This is a genomic window from Formosa sejongensis (assembly GCF_033447105.1).
In the GTDB taxonomy this organism is placed as follows: domain Bacteria; phylum Bacteroidota; class Bacteroidia; order Flavobacteriales; family Flavobacteriaceae; genus Formosa.
This window is the reverse complement of sequence record NZ_JAWQUN010000022.1, coordinates 55,083-70,640: the sequence shown is the minus strand read 5'-3', so window position 1 is coordinate 70,640 and position 15,558 is coordinate 55,083. Positions and strand designations below refer to the sequence as shown.

The following is a 15,558-nucleotide window of genomic DNA, read 5'->3' as shown; positions in this document are numbered from 1 at the left end:
TGCAATTGATTTATACAATGAAGTAAGATTACATTTATCTTTAGATTATAAAACACCCAATATGGTATATAAATTATCAGCTTAATTCAATTTTAACCTGTAGCCATATTTCAGGATAAGACAGCAAAAATGAGCACCCAGAAAACATAAATAACAATTATGAAAATAAAAACCACGATCCTATTTTTGACTGCAATTTTTATGATTGCGTGTAACTCGGGTAAAAAAATTGCTATTGAAGATGCTAAATTTGACAAGTACTTTTTTAAAGAAAAAAATATTCCTGTTGTTACAGGAAAAGTACTTAATCTTACAGATGAAGAAATTGAAAATATTAAATTGGAATATTCACTTGTAACTCCTTTTGCACAAAACGAAAATAAAGTTAAAAAGAACGGAAAGCTTAACCCTGATGGAACCTTTGAATTAGAAATTGATTGTGCATTCCCTTACCAACAAATATGGCTACACGCTGGAAAACTTTTTTACGCAGGAATCTATGCAAATTCTGATTTGTATATTGAACTTGATGCCGATAGTTTAAGAAAAAAGCGCGCTTATATGAATGGAGCAGGCGTAAAATATTTAGGAACTGATGGAGAGGTAAACTCATTATTAAATGACCATATACTTTACACAAAAAAACAACTACCGAATATTGGGAAAGCTATTTCAAAGGTCAAGCGAGATAGAGATTTGGATTATAAAACATTCCTATCAAAATATGACAGCCTTTATGTAATTCTTCATAAAATTGACGATGAATTTATTGAAATGAATCCCTCCCCATATTCTTGGCTTATTAAAAATGAAAGGTTATCTGATTATTACGGAGATATATGCGTCAAACATTGGAGTCCGAAAGCTCCACAAATGAGCGAAAATCTATTTGAGAATATAAAAAACCATAAGCCTCTTTTAGTTTCAAATAATGGTTCTGGGTTTTATAGCTATCTTTTTACCTATCTGGAGACAAGAGCAGGAAAATATAATAGAATTAACATTGACAACTTTCTTGGATATACCAAATTATCAAGTTCTGAGAAACAAAAAATCAATGAATATTCCAATATTAAAGCTCAACGGGATAACGAAATTCCATATGATACTATTAGGCTTCGAGAACTTTCAAAAAGCATATATCCGATGTTAAAGGATACGATTATTGCTTTTAAAACCGCAAAAAAAATCAACTATATTGACAGTCTTTTTACACCCAATAAAGCCGATTTACTAAAACTTAAAATATCAAGCAAAGACCCAAAAGAGAAAAAAATAGTTTTTGAGACTACACTAAATACAGTTAGTACAGAATGGTGTAAAGAGGTTTTGGAATCAAATTACGAAGAAAGTATAGAGGAAATTGCTTCTATTGAAAGAATTCTGAAAGATGAAAAAAGTTTCACACCAAACAAAAATATTGGAACCCCAATTGCAGAGTTGCCGTTTGGCGCGAAATTATATAAAGTTGATAATCTTAAAGCAGAAGAACTACTATCAAATATAAAAACTGCATTTAATGACAAAGCTCTAATTTTAGACTTTTGGGCGACTTGGTGTGCTCCTTGTTTAGGGGATATGCCATATAGTAAAAAATTGCACGATGAGTTTAAAAGCGAACCTATCGAATTTGTGTATCTATGTACTTCAAATGGCTCAGATATTGAAAAATGGAAGACAAAGATTATTGAATTAGAAATGGGAGGAACTCATTTATTTATTGAATCAAGCATTGAGAATGAGTTGATGGAATTATTTTCATTTAGTGGTTTTCCAAGCTATGCTTTTATTGACAAAAGTGGAAACTATAAGGCAGGAGCTATTAAAAGAATGTCGTATTTGAAAAAAGAGAAATTAAAAGAACTAATTGGTGCAGAATAATGCCAGCCCATAACACCGTATAAAATTAATGTGGGGTTTAGTTTTAGCCTAAAGTTATGTGCTTGTTTATAATGTCGCTTATTCTTATTTGAGTATTTTTTGGTCGGCAAAATAAAAACACAAAATAAGTATAAGCTTAGTGGCTCGGCTGACAATTCTCGAATTGTCTACCTCCCACACTAACCTTAGCCAAAACCGTTGTATGCCATTTAAAATCAAGCACTAATGAAAGACCTAATAAAACAAATAGAATCACAATTTTCTTTATCTAATACTGATATTAGCATACTTGAAAATAGTTTTATTTCGGAAAATGTAACTGCAAATACCAAACTTTTAGAAGCTGGAAAAATAGAACATTATGTTTATTTTTTAAATAGTGGTATTGTTAAAGGTTATCAAAACATCGATGGTAAATTAGTAATTCAACATTTAGTATCTGAACAAGATTTTTTCACCTCTTTAGATAGTTTTATGAAACAAACACCTTCATTAGATTATTATGAAACAATTACCGATTGTAAACTAATTAAAATATCTAAACCTGACTTTGACAATTTACAAGTAAACACAACTTTTTGGAAAGACTTTGTAAAAACAGTTACAAATGAACATTTAAGCTGTAAGTTAGAACGTGTGAAAGATTTTCAAATTTTGACAGCTAAAGAACGCTATCTAAAGTTTATAAATCAATACCCAAAGCTGGCACTAAACGTCTCTGTAGATAATATTGCATCATTTTTAGGAATAGAACCACAATCTTTAAGTCGAATAAGAAAACAAGTCGCTTTCTAACAATTGTTATTTTTAAATCCTTAAAAGTCATCGAAATTTGCTCAAAAATAAAACAGAAAAAATGAGCAACGAAATTTCATTAGTAACAGGAGGAAATGGACATTTAGGAAACAACTTGGTTCGACTATTACTTTCCGAAAATCAAAAAGTAAGAACAACAGTTAGAAACATTAACAATCAAGAACCTTTCAAAGGTCTAAATTGTGAAGTTGTACAAGCTGATATTACGGATAGAGAATCTCTAAAAAAAGCATTTAAAGGAGTAACAAATTTATATGCTGTCGCTGCAAATTTCAGTATGTGGGCTAAAAATCCTAAAACTGAAATTTACGATAACAATATGCAAGGAACTCAAAATGTATTTGATATTGCAAAGGAATGTGGTATAAAAAATATTGTATACGTAAGTTCTTTAGCCAGTTTAGATTTCACAAAACTACCTGCCAATGTAGATAACGGATACAATAAGGATAGAAGAAATTGGTATTATAATTCTAAAAATGATTCGGATAAATTAGCATTAGAATTGGGCGAGAAATATGGAATAAGAACAGTTCTTGTACTTCCTTCAGCTATGATTGGTTCTAAAGCATTCAATTTAAGTTATTCCAACAATCTTGTCTTGCAAATTTTGAATGGCGAAATACCAGTAGATACGAACGTAACTTTAAATTGGGTAGATGTAAAAGATGTTGCTTTAGGAACATATAACGCGATGAAAAAAGGTAGAAATTCAGAACGTTATATTTTATCAAACTACAAACACACTACCTTACAAGAAAGCGTTAAGATAGCATCTAAACTATATCCTGAATTGAAATTAAAAACACCCAAAAAAGTACCAAAGTGTTTATTATATTCTGTTGCTGGTTTAATGGAGTTTAGCAGTAAAATTACTGGGAATGAACCTCAATTGCAAAGACATTATTTAGATATGTTCTATGGCTTAAAACAGGATTATGATATTAGTAAATCGGTAAAAGAGTTAGACTTTAATCCAAATCCTTCGAAACAAGCATTAATTGATGCTTTGGAATATTTGAAAAATGATTGGGACGAAAAAAAAACGGCATAGAACAAAGTACTGTGGTAAAAAACAAGTAAAATCTACTTAATTTTTCAGTAAAGTACTTCTATAAGAATCTTCATAAATCAATCCCGATTTGGCTATAGCAAAAGCCTGTTTTAAGAGCTTATTGCACACAGCTATTAATGCTAACTTTTTACTCTTTCCTTTGGCAACTATACGCTCATAAATATCTCGGCAAGCTTTGTTGTATTTACATGCATTAAAGCTGCACATAAATAACAGATTGCGTAGTTTCTGATTACCTATTTTACTAATTCGGGGTCGTCCATTTATACTACTTCCACTTTTTCTAATTACAGGTGTTAATCCTGCGTAACTACATAATTCACTTCCGCTTCTAAAACGATCAAATCCATCAGTTAACACCAATAGCATAACGGCTGTTTTGTTTCCAATACCTGGAATGGTTTTTACGCGAGTTAATAGATCTTGGTACTCTTGTTTTACTAATACTAATAGTTTGTCTTCTAAATTTTTTAGCTCCTTCTGAACATGCTTTAAACTTCGTTTTAAGGAACTGACTACTACTTTACTTGGATTGCCTAAAACAGTTTCTCCATGTATTTTATTTTTCAACATAGTACTCTGTTTTGTATACACAGAAAGGAGTCTGGTCATTTGTAGACACTCTGTTTGAACTTTAGAATTTCCTTGCCACAGTTTTAATTCTACCTGTTTGGAATACTCACAAATCAGTTTAGAATCACTTTTATCTGTCTTGATTTTAGACAACTTCATTTGTATAAACCGTTTTACTGCTAATGGATTTTCTACAGAGACTTTGATGCCTGACTCTAGTAAAAAATAAGCCAACTGATAGTGATAATAACCTGTTGCTTCCATCACACAATAGCTATCAATATCTAAGAGTTTAGAAAATTTATTGAAACCAGATGGATTGTTTTTGAACTGGTAGTAATTGCCATCTGAATCTGTAACATCGAATACTAAATGACTAATGTCTATTTATTCATCTTTTATTATATTAATAATTAGGTATTCATGATATGCTAGGCAATTCAAAATATTTAATATCTTTATTCATAAGAAATGACTTTTGAAAGTACAACCTACGCGAGTTTCAATACTTCGACAAGCTCTGTACAGGCTATAAAATCGAGGTCTAATAGCCTCATATAACTGTACGAAATCTGTGTAGAAACCGAAGAATGAGGTTCTTGAATACCTTATTAAAACAAATAATTAAAGATGAACAAAAAGAGAGGGGATTGTCATGAAAAACGAGATCGCAGTCTCAATACACAAAATAACCTTAATCCTCTCTTTTTGTTCTTTCTGATTTGATACTTAATTTATAACTTATATTTGATAAGGCTAACTTAAGATACACAATCACGTTGGCAGTAATTTTAACATTTTACACAAAAAACAAAATTCATGTCTAAAAAGTCAGATGATTTTGAGAAAAAGATAACTCGAATTAAACAAATTCTTGAACAAGGGAAATCTTTAGTTAAATGGAATGACAAATTACCAGATCCAGATAATATTAAACAACCAAGACAAATAGATATTTCCATTAAAAAGGATGAAAAAATCACTCATGTTGAATGCAGAATTCATAAAACCCCTCAAAATGTTAAATGGATTGAAGAGCTTATTGGTAGAAAAATCAGTTTAGGTGTTGATTCCATGATTGCAGTATCTGCTTCAGGGTTTACTAGTGGAGCTAAGAAAAAAGCAAAGGCCAAAGGAATTATTATTCGGGATTTATCTCAGGTAAGCATCCAAGAAGCAGAAAGTTGGGGAGAAAAATCAGACATTAAAATAGAATGGTTAACTATTAAAGATATTGAAATGAATTTTATTTTTCCTAAAAAAAATTTAGAAAAAGTATCTCTATTATATATAGAACAGTGGATTATACAAAACAAAGATGTTGTATATGTAATGATAAAACATATTGCAGATTACACTACTAAAGAGAATATCAAAAAATCTATCAAAGTTGATTTTACTGAAGCTGATGAATTTATCAAGTTTGGTATTAAGAGAATTGAGATTAAGGCAAATTTAAAATTTGTTCAAACAATAGAAGATGTTGTATATTTTTATTCTTATGGTAATCCCAATAATGAAAAACTTAATAGTCGTACTACTGTCGAAGAAAATCACACTCGAAGTATTGAACTAATAAACACAAAAGGAAGTGCAGGAATAACATTAGATTTATCTAAAATCTCAATACCAACTAATCATTTTTTTAAAAGTGTTAATTGGATTGCAAAACGTAGTGGTCAAGGATTAACTATTTATTTAAATTCAATATTTGAATCTAAATTTACAACCGAAAACATGAAAGTATCTTTTTCAATTGAATAGAAAACTAACTGCCAACACCATGTATAATTCATTGCTAGGGTCTGGCTTGCTTACGAAAATTCTTCCGAATTTTCTATTCGGTTTTTATTTGCTAAATTAGTTTTTTAACCACGCAACGAAATCATACACAAACACGTCAGACTGTCTAATAACTATTTAAGTTTTTAGTGATATTTAGAAACAGTTATAAAGTAATTTTCAGATAGTTTTTATATCTTTTAGTTATGAAATTCATACTTGGAAAAGACCGACAACAGACCTGCCTTTTTCCTGTTTCTCTTGAAGATTCTATAGAATCTGAGAACAGCTTAAGGTCTATAGATCAATTTGTAGATTCACTTAACCTCGCAGAACCCGAATTCCGTTCAGACTTTATAGAAAACGGCTCTCCTGCTTATAATCCATCTGTCCTTTTCAAACTTTTCATTTACGGTTACATGAACCGTATTCGGTCTTCTCGACAATTAGAAAAAGAATGCAGGCGTAACATTGAAGTGATGTGGCTGCTTGAATCGCTTGCTCCAGATCACAACACCATTAGTAACTTCAGAAAAGATAATGGAAAGGCTATTAAAAAAGTGTTTTTTGCTACCGTACAAATTGCACGCAATTTTGGGCTTATCGGTGCTACACTTATTGCTGGAGAAAGTACTAAGTTTAGAGCTCAGAATAGTAAAAAGAACAATTTCAATCAGAAGAAAATACAACGTCACTTAGATTACATAGACAACAAACTAGAGCAGTACAATAAAGCCCTTGAACAGAGTGATAGTGAAAATAAGAAAGAAGAAATCAAGAAGAACATTGATAAACATCAAGGTCGCAGAAATGAATATGAAAAACTAAATGCACAGTTGAAGGCCTCTGGAGAACCACAAATTTCTACCTCAGACCCCGATAGCAAGCATTTGATTATACGTAATAATATTACTGAAGTTGCTTACTGTGTACAATCTACTGTAGATGCAGATCATAATATTCCGTTCGACTACTTGGTCACCAATAAGAATGACTCCAAAGCTATGGGACAGATGTTACAGAGAGCTAAAACTATTTTAGGAACAAATACCTTTACTGCCCTTTATGACAAAGGATATCATACAGGGAGTGAATTTAAAACTGCTAATCAATTAGGTATTAAAACCCTTGTCGCTATCCCTGGAATAGGAAGAGCTTCACAGGCTCCTGATCCAAATTATAACTCAGAACATTTTAAGTATAATAAAGAAAACGACACGTACACTTGCCCACAAGCAAACATACTTAAAAGTAATGGCAGCACCTATAAAGCTCGTAATTATCGTTTCAAACAATATAAAACAAACAGATGTAAAACCTGCCCATTAAGAGCATTATGCACCACATCTAAAGTAAACGGAAAGGTGATACAGCGCAGTGAATACCATCAGTATATTGAAGCTAATGCACAAAGCGTATTGCAAAATCCTGATGCTTATAAAAAAAGGCAAGCCATTGTTGAGCATCCTTACGGAACTATAAAACGTCAATGGAGTTTTGATCACATTATCACTAAGAAAACGATGCAACGCGCTAGTGCTGATGTAGGCTTTATGTTTATTGCTTATAACTTAATAAGAATTTGGAATATCATTAGAAAAGTTAATACGTGTGCCTTTAAAGCTTACAAGTCCTTTTTTAGGTTCATCGTATCTATTCTAATGGGGTTTAAAGTAGTATACGAACAAAATTCAAAAAAGAAAATCTTAGCATACAGCTAATACAAAAAACTGTATTTTAGTAGACATATATAAAATTGCAGTCGGTTATTAGACAGACTGCCGTTGGCAACAAGCTGAAGAAACATCCCGAATTCAATAAGTTAAAGCAACAAATCAAAACTTTAGATTTGTTGTATGAACTCAAAAAAGTAACTTAAAGATGGAAAATACAAATTTGAAAACCTTCCCTATATTATCAACTGAAAGGTTGAATCTTCGCCAATTATCAGACAGCGATGTTCAAGAAATATTTATTCTTCGTTCTGATACTTTAATAAACAAATATCTCGGAAGACAACCAAGCAAAACATTAGAAGAAGTATTAAAATTTATTGAGAAAATAAAAAACAATAGCCTATCTTATTGGGCAATTGCACAAAAAGGAAACGAAAAACTTATGGGTACAATTTGCCTTTTTGATGTTTCAGAAGAGCAAAAACAATGCGAAATCGGATATGAACTTTTATCGGAATATCAAGGAAAAGGAATTATGAGAGAGGCGGCAAAAAAAATAATTGAGTATTCAATTCAAACACTCGGACTAAAAACAATTGTTGCTTATACACATAAGGACAATCAAAGTTCAACCAATCTTCTTAAAGAATTAAAATTTAAGATTGCAGATAGCGTTGATATAGCAAATTCAAATTTGATTTTATTCCGACTGAACATTGAGAATAAAAATAAATGGAGGAATAAAGCCAGTTGCCAACAAAGTGCCGTAATAAAAAACAAGTAAAAACCTCTTAATTTCTCACTACAGTACTTCGGTAAGAATGGTCGCAAATTAATCCTGATTGTGCTAGTAATATGAGCTTAAAACCACATAAATAGTGTTGTTACCCTAGAATAGACGCCTCTAAAAGATTATATTTGTTTTGATATAACACGTTGTATAACATTATGAAAAAAGCACTCTACATATTGATTTTAATAAGTTTCGGATTTAAATGTGCTGATGATAACTGCGAATTAAAAAACGGAAGATATAAAGTAGTTTATGACAAACAGTTTTCGGAATATCCAAAATTTGAGTTTGAAATAAATGGACAAAACTTAACAGAAATCAACTCTGAACAAAATCGAAATTATATTATCGAAAATCTTGGAGAAAATACTTTTCAACTAAAATCATTGGAAAAACAAACGGATTCCTTGACTGACTTTCAGAAAGCGTTAATATCAAACGGAAAACCATATTATGAAATTACGGATTGTAAAAATGACACTATTGAATTTACAATGCGAGTAAATTTACACGTGTTTTCTCATTCTGGAAAATTTGTACGATTAGAATGAAAAAAAACGATTTGCCAACAAAGTGCTGTGGTAAAAAACAAGTAAAACCTCTTAATTCCTCACTAAAGTACTTCGGTAAGAATGGTCGTAAATTAATCCTGATTGTGCTAGTAATAAGAGCTTAAAACCACATAAATAGTGTTGTTACCCTAGAATAGGCACCTCTAAAAGATTATATTTGTTTTGATATAACACGTTAGCTGTACGCCCAAAAAAACCTTTTCGTTAAAAATAACAATCGAATTAATATAATTTTGAATATAAATAAATTAAAATTTACGAAACATAAACGCAATAATTGATAAGAATAAAAAATGCCAGATAAAAGTAAACCAATCAGATACAAACTTTTAAGTTATGGTAAATATTTCATCAAAGAAATAATTCCAGTAACCATTGGGATTTTAATTGCCTTTTCTATAGGTAATTGGAATCAAAACAAAAAGGAACAAGAATATGTCACGGAAATGTTAGGTTTAATTGATAATGAATTGAACGCAACTGATAAAGGCATCGAAGATGTTATTCCTATTCAAATGTCATTAATAGATACATTGCAACATTTTTCTAACGATAAAGATGTAAGTATTATGCAATCTATTCTAAAGGTCGGTGGAGTAAAAATTGCTACTATAAAAACTAATGCGTGGAATGCCATTTCAAGTTCAAAACTTGAGTTAGTTGATTATAAGTTAATTATTCCTTTATCAGATATAGTAGAGGAAAAAGAAGTTTTAAAAGTAAAAAGCAATACTTTAATAAATTTTGCCAATGAGAATCTGAATGAAACAAATACGGAAAAAAAGAAAGTTTTAATTTTATATTTAAAAGACATTATCGGAACAGAAAAAGCAATCCAAGAGCAGATTAAAGTAGTCAAAAACCTGAGAGAATAAGGCCTACAGCTAATAACTAAGTACTCGGCTCGCCGATAGGTCAGAGCTGAATATTGTGTTGACGAATCCGGTTGCTTTGGCGTCTATGGGTAAAACGATAATTTTTGTGTATATATAACACGTTGGCAGTAATTAAGAAAAAATGAGGAGCTACCTACAATCATTTAACATTCTAACCGAAAACGAAATCTCCCTTTTTGAAAGTAAGGTTCGGAAAAAGAATTTAAAAAAGGGCGATTTTTTTATCAAAGAAAATCGAATATCTAAAGAAGTTGCATTTGTGGTTTCTGGTGTGTTTAGGTCGTTTTATTATTCTTCATCTGAAAAGGAAGTTACCTATTGTTTTACTTTTTCAAATTCTTTTGTTAGTGCTTATTCTTCTTTCCTATCTCAAACAAAAACAATTGAAAATATTCAAGCATTAACAGCTATAGAGTTATTAACTATATCAAGAGAAGAAATTTTAATTTTAGAGAAATCAAGTACAAATTGGCTGAAATTTTTCAAATTAATTGCTGAACAAGAATATATAAAAATGGAAAAAAGAGTGTTCTTGTTGCAAAAAGAATCGGCAGAAAAAAAATATAAAGATTTACTAATAAATCAACCTGAATATTTACAATTAATCCCCTTAAATTTTCTGTCTTCATATTTAGGAATTACCCAAAGACATTTAAGCAGAATAAGAAAAACGATTTCGAATTAGACATATGTCCTTTTAATAAAGTAACCAAGTATTGTTCTTTGCACAAAACAAAGAACAACCATGAAACACGTATTAATAATAAACGGACATCCTGACAAAGAGAGCTTTAATTACTCATTATCGGAAGCTTATATAAAAGGAGCAAATAAAACAGATTCTATAATTTCTCAAATTAACATTGCGGAATTGGAATTTAATCCTAACCTGCAATTTGGCTATCGGAAACGAATGGAATTGGAGCCTGATTTAGTTTTAGCCATAGAAAAAATTATTAAGGCAGACCATATTGTTTGGGTCTTTCCAATGTGGTGGTATGGCTATCCAGCACTTATGAAAGGCTTTATTGATAGAACATTTTTACCGTCTATTACTTATCAACCGATTGATGGAAAAGCATTACCAGAAAAACTACTGAAAGGAAAATCTGCACGATTAATTATTACGGCTGATACTCCAAAATGGTATGATTTTCTGATAATGAAAAGCCCGACTATCAACCAATTTAAAAACGGGACATTAAAATTTTGTGGCATAAGTCCTGTAAAAACAACTTATATTGCCTCAATAAAAAATTCTACTTCCGAGTTTAGAGAAAAGTGGTTAAAAAAAGTAACATTGTTAGGAGAAAACGTGAAGTAGCTACTACTAACTTAAGACGTACTGTGTTAAAAAACAAGTAAAAACCTCTTAATTTCTCACTAGAGTACTTCGATAAGAATGGTCGCAAATTAATCCTGATCTAGCTATTAATATGAGCTTAAAACCACATAAATAGTGTTGCTACCCTAGAATAGGCTCCTCTAAAAGATTATATTTGTTTTGATATAACACCTTGGCAATAATGTGGAAAATCCGTAATAATTTGAAATTTATAGTAATATTATTTGCTTTACCAATATTTGGACAGAATATGAATTTACCTAAAGATCTAACTGAATTCTTAAAAACTAAAACGGAATTGAATTACGACCATAAATCTGTGGAACCTGACTTTGTTGAAATTATTGACTTTGAAAAATTAAAACTTGGAAACGTTTGGATTAGGGGAGAAACTAATGGAAAATCATATTATGAAATTCCTGCAATTAATTTGACTGACAAATGCGAATATTATGACCCTGAATTTATTCTACTCTATTTGCCGAATGAAAAAATGTATGGAACTTGGGATTCTGACCATTGGAATTTATATGTTTTCCCAAATACAAATTGGACTGACATAACTAAAAACCCAGCGGAATTTATAAACCAACAATGGAATCCGAAAAAAGAAATCGGAATTTTATTTGACTCAATAGCAAATTATAAACTGATAAATGGATGGCCATTTTGAATAAAAAATAAAAACACTATTGCCAGTCGAGTAAACGGCTCTGACTAAAGTAGCCAGAGTGCGCCTCTCACAGCGCTGCAGTGCAAGGTCGAAGTATCAGTACCGAGTTTTGTACTGGTATTTACTCCTTATTCAATCACAAATAACCTTCAGATAAAACCTCGCGATTTCACCCCTTGCGACTTACTAATACTTCAAAGCCCCTGCCCTGATCCAGAGCCGAAGGGTTTTTCTTGCGCATTAGGGACCTGTCTGTCCGATAGGCAGGCTTGCATCATCTAGATTAATTATTTACCTTTCGGCAAATCAAAAGATGCCCATACTGGGCACACACAACGTGCATAATTCATTGCTAGGTCTGTGCTCATCTGGAAAATTCAAGTTTATCTTTCGCAAGAAATTTTATCTTAGCCGAAAGATTACGGTTACGAAGTTCGCAAAGCCACGAAACGTTGGCAAACCTTAAAAAAAATGAATAGAAAATTTGAAACATTGGGATTTAGCATAGTGTGGTTCGCCATTATTGCACAGTTTTTCTTAATGCTTGAAAACAGAATTGCTAATGTTCCAGAAACGATTATTCGCTTTTTTAGTTTTTTTACTATCCTAACAAATATTTTAGTAGCCTTGTTTTTGACTACACATGTCTTCAGACTCAAAAAATATCCGTTTAATTTATTTTTTGCAAAAGGAACACTAACCGCCATTACAGCATTCATATTAATTGTAGGCTTGGTGTATCAGATAGTATTAAGGCACATATGGGAGCCAACTGGACTTCAATATGTTGTTGATGAATTATTGCATACTATAATCCCACTCTTTATGTTTGGATATTGGTTTTTCAATATTAAAAAAGAAGACCTACTGCTAAAACCCATATTAAATTGGTTAATATTTCCATCAATATATCTTATATTTATAATAGTAAGAGGTTATTTATCTGGGTATTATCCATATCCTTTTCTTAACATTGAAGACATTGGTTATAAAAGTGCCTTAATAAACATTGCAGTAATTTTATCGCTAACAATTGTAATTATGATAGCTTTATCTTCTATTGGAAAATATAAATTTAAAAACAACACTTTATGAAAAAACAGACACCTTTACTTGTTGCACTAATTACATTACTAATTGTTTCTTGTGCTACTAAGAATAATATTGATGGAGATGAACTATATCGTACAACTTGGGAACTGGAGTACATTTCAGGACCTCGAATTGCTTTCGAAGGATTATATCCTGACAAAAAACCAAAGATTACATTCGACAAAACAACACATAGAGTCTCCGGAAATAATAGTTGTAATGGCTACTCGGCAGATTATACTTTAAGTGGTAATTCTATTTCATTTGGAGACCCTGGACCATCAACATTAATGTTTTGTGGAGAAGGAGAAACCGTATTTATGAATATGATAAAAAAAATAAACAAGTACAGTTTGGATCAAGATGGAAAACTAAACTTAATGATTGATAACGTCCCGATGATGCGATTTAAAAAATCGGATAATTAATGAATCTCACTCTAAAAATAGGCACTTTATGTTTGCTATTATTAAGCTTTTCTTGTGTAGATAAGAAAAAAGAGCACTCTAAAAGTACAGAAATTGAAACTGTAAACGAGTCTTTGAACTCGACAAAAACAATGAGTTCTGAAAACAAAACAACTGCTATTTATTTTAGAGCTTCGGGAACAGAGCCTTTTTGGACCTTGGAACTATCTAATAATCAAATTAAGCTAATAACAATAACAGATTCCATTGTAGCACCTTATACAGGACCTGCAATAATTAAACATAGTAGCTTAAGAGTGTATGAAATTCAAACAAAATCAAGCCAACTTAACATCCAAATTGACCAATTAGAATGTAACAATGCAATGTCTGGTAACGTTTCACCATACACCGTAATTGTTGAATATAAAAAAAATACAGAATCATCACTTCATAACATACAAGGTTATGGAAACGATATTACCTATAATTAATTTTAAGTTTTAAGCGCATTAAATCAATTATTGAAATAATAAAAAATATGAAAAAAATAGCTTTATTAATTTTTGCACTCGTTAGCATCGTAGCTTGTAAAGACAATACTAAAACAGATAACCAAACGGTAATAGAAGAAGTTAAAACAGTAATAGAAACAACGCCAAAATCAATTTTAGAAATCGGTTGCTATACTTACAACAGCGATGGCAACAATATTAAAATGGAAATTACCGAAGTAAATGCATACGTAACAGCAGACCTGAACATTGCTTATGCAGAAAAAGATAGCAATAAAGGAAAATTCGTCGGCACTCTAAATGGAGACAAGCTTATTGGAACTTACACTTTTAATTCAGAAGGAATAGAAAGTTCGAGAGAAATGGCCTTTTTAGTTAAAAACGACCTACTTATTGAAGGCTACGGAGAATTAAATGAAAATGGCACAAAATTCAACGATGTAAATACCATTAAATATACTTCGACTACACCTTTAACAAAAGCAAATTGCGAGAAATGATGGCCTGGATATTTCTTTATAAATAGAATACCGTTTTCCGAGTTAAAACAGACTCTATTTGTAATTATCTACCTTAAACACCAAACGGAATCCCTTACAACACAGGGCAAAAACAAGTGATAAAACACGATTCACTCATACTATTAATCACAATTTATAGCAGATTTAACACTAAACAGCCTAATATTAAAAACCCCTCTTTATTTTGTATAAAGAGGGGTTTAGTTAAAATACGAATATCTCTGTTTTAATATTATAGTCCTTTTTGAAGATCTTCAATGCTTTTAGCCATAACAACACCAGGTAATTTTACTGGAGCAGCAACTTCTGCTAAAAATGTTCCATTAACTTCTCCTGTTTTGTAAGTTGTAAAACCAATACGGTATAAACCAACAGTTAAAGCTTTTGTAGGACTTCCTACTTCACTTGTATATCTTAATAACGAGTTATAACTGCTTCCGCTAGGTTGTTTTGGCATATCACTACTATCATCGTTGCTAGCAAGAGTTGTCCAAGTTGCATTTTTGGCAGCTTCTTCAGTAATATCTTCTGCTTTAAAAATAGTAGAACGCTCTAAAGTAATGTAAGTATCAAAATAATCGCTAGACCCTGCATTTTCAGTGTAAGCCGCAGATTCAATAGCGTCTTTAACTTTTGTATTCCCAACAGGAGAAAGCATTCTTACACCTAATTCTGGAGCAACAGCAGGAATCCATAGATAGATATAATAGAATTTTTTACCATCTACTATTTCATCTTCATTACCTGCAGAAGCATATCCTAAATAAGAAATAACATCTGTGTAAGGTACTTGAATGGTTTTTGGTCCAACTTTTTTCTCTACTGAACTTCCAAACTTATTTAATTTTTGAGCTTCTGCATTAAAAATACAACAGAAAGCGAATACTGATAATACTACTAATTTAATTTTCATTTTGGTATTGGTTTTTATGTTTTGTTTA

General features: G+C 31.2%; 17 protein-coding genes. 15 read left to right on the top strand and 2 right to left on the bottom strand.

All coding sequences use genetic code 11. The features are described 5' to 3' along the window. The first annotated feature begins 159 nt into the window (after positions 1 to 159). The 3 genes from R6X41_RS16240 to R6X41_RS16230 all read left to right on the top strand — a co-directional run bounded on the left by R6X41_RS16240 (position 160) and on the right by R6X41_RS16230 (position 3,751). On the top strand, positions 160 to 1,881 hold the full coding sequence (locus tag R6X41_RS16240) for a TlpA family protein disulfide reductase (protein WP_318501406.1): 1,722 nt from the start codon (positions 160 to 162) through the stop codon (positions 1,879 to 1,881). Between the two features lie 225 nt (positions 1,882 to 2,106). Further along, positions 2,107 to 2,676 (top strand): Crp/Fnr family transcriptional regulator, encoded by a 570-nt coding sequence (locus R6X41_RS16235; protein ID WP_318501405.1) that lies wholly within the window; start codon positions 2,107 to 2,109, stop codon positions 2,674 to 2,676. Positions 2,677 to 2,737: 61 nt separating this feature from the next. Next, positions 2,738 to 3,751, top strand: a complete 1,014-nt coding sequence (locus R6X41_RS16230) for an NAD-dependent epimerase/dehydratase family protein (RefSeq protein WP_318501404.1) — start codon at positions 2,738 to 2,740, stop codon at positions 3,749 to 3,751. Positions 3,752 to 3,787: 36 nt separating this feature from the next. Here the strand turns inward: R6X41_RS16230 and R6X41_RS16225 are convergent, their stop codons facing one another. Next, positions 3,788 to 4,732: an IS110 family RNA-guided transposase gene (locus tag R6X41_RS16225; RefSeq protein ID WP_318501407.1), complete on the bottom strand. Its 945-nt coding sequence runs from the start codon at positions 4,730 to 4,732 to the stop codon at positions 3,788 to 3,790. A 432-nt stretch (positions 4,733 to 5,164) separates the two neighbouring features. Between R6X41_RS16225 and R6X41_RS16220 the strand changes: the two genes are divergently transcribed. The 12 genes from R6X41_RS16220 to R6X41_RS16165 all read left to right on the top strand — a co-directional run bounded on the left by R6X41_RS16220 (position 5,165) and on the right by R6X41_RS16165 (position 14,596). Beyond that, positions 5,165 to 6,109 carry a restriction endonuclease gene (locus R6X41_RS16220; protein WP_318501403.1) on the top strand — a complete coding sequence of 315 codons (945 nt, stop codon included), beginning with the start codon at positions 5,165 to 5,167 and terminating at the stop codon, positions 6,107 to 6,109. 224 nt (positions 6,110 to 6,333) lie between these two features. Beyond that, on the top strand, positions 6,334 to 7,848 hold the full coding sequence (locus R6X41_RS16215) for an IS1182 family transposase (RefSeq protein ID WP_318501402.1): 1,515 nt from the start codon (positions 6,334 to 6,336) through the stop codon (positions 7,846 to 7,848). A gap of 160 nt (positions 7,849 to 8,008) precedes the next feature. After that, a complete protein-coding gene (locus tag R6X41_RS16210) occupies positions 8,009 to 8,587 on the top strand; it encodes a GNAT family N-acetyltransferase (protein ID WP_318501401.1) in 579 nt (192 codons plus the stop codon). A 164-nt stretch (positions 8,588 to 8,751) separates the two neighbouring features. Next, positions 8,752 to 9,147 (top strand): hypothetical protein, encoded by a 396-nt coding sequence (locus R6X41_RS16205; RefSeq protein ID WP_318501400.1) that lies wholly within the window; start codon positions 8,752 to 8,754, stop codon positions 9,145 to 9,147. Positions 9,148 to 9,461: 314 nt separating this feature from the next. Next, positions 9,462 to 10,043: a hypothetical protein gene (locus R6X41_RS16200; protein ID WP_318501399.1), complete on the top strand. Its 582-nt coding sequence runs from the start codon at positions 9,462 to 9,464 to the stop codon at positions 10,041 to 10,043. Positions 10,044 to 10,185: 142 nt separating this feature from the next. Continuing rightward, entirely contained in the window at positions 10,186 to 10,749 is a 564-nt protein-coding gene (locus tag R6X41_RS16195) for a Crp/Fnr family transcriptional regulator (RefSeq protein WP_318501398.1), read from the top strand. A gap of 60 nt (positions 10,750 to 10,809) precedes the next feature. Then, entirely contained in the window at positions 10,810 to 11,388 is a 579-nt protein-coding gene (locus tag R6X41_RS16190; protein WP_318501397.1) for an NAD(P)H-dependent oxidoreductase, read from the top strand. A 223-nt stretch (positions 11,389 to 11,611) separates the two neighbouring features. Further along, positions 11,612 to 12,082: a hypothetical protein gene (locus R6X41_RS16185; RefSeq protein WP_318501396.1), complete on the top strand. Its 471-nt coding sequence runs from the start codon at positions 11,612 to 11,614 to the stop codon at positions 12,080 to 12,082. A gap of 471 nt (positions 12,083 to 12,553) precedes the next feature. Further along, positions 12,554 to 13,177 carry a Pr6Pr family membrane protein gene (locus tag R6X41_RS16180; RefSeq protein ID WP_318501395.1) on the top strand — a complete coding sequence of 208 codons (624 nt, stop codon included), beginning with the start codon at positions 12,554 to 12,556 and terminating at the stop codon, positions 13,175 to 13,177. Continuing rightward, positions 13,174 to 13,602: an META domain-containing protein gene (locus tag R6X41_RS16175; RefSeq protein ID WP_318501394.1), complete on the top strand. Its 429-nt coding sequence runs from the start codon at positions 13,174 to 13,176 to the stop codon at positions 13,600 to 13,602. Before R6X41_RS16180 ends, R6X41_RS16175 begins: the two co-directional genes overlap by 4 nt. After that, positions 13,602 to 14,075 carry a hypothetical protein gene (locus R6X41_RS16170; protein ID WP_318501393.1) on the top strand — a complete coding sequence of 158 codons (474 nt, stop codon included), beginning with the start codon at positions 13,602 to 13,604 and terminating at the stop codon, positions 14,073 to 14,075. The genes R6X41_RS16175 and R6X41_RS16170 overlap by 1 nt, the downstream gene beginning before the upstream one ends. 47 nt (positions 14,076 to 14,122) lie before the next feature. Continuing rightward, on the top strand, positions 14,123 to 14,596 hold the full coding sequence (locus R6X41_RS16165) for a hypothetical protein (RefSeq protein WP_318501392.1): 474 nt from the start codon (positions 14,123 to 14,125) through the stop codon (positions 14,594 to 14,596). A gap of 253 nt (positions 14,597 to 14,849) precedes the next feature. Here the strand turns inward: R6X41_RS16165 and R6X41_RS16160 are convergent, their stop codons facing one another. After that, complete coding sequence (locus R6X41_RS16160; RefSeq protein WP_318501391.1) at positions 14,850 to 15,530, bottom strand: Lipl32 family lipoprotein; 681 nt, start codon at positions 15,528 to 15,530, stop codon at positions 14,850 to 14,852. Between the last annotated feature and the right edge of the window lie 28 nt (positions 15,531 to 15,558).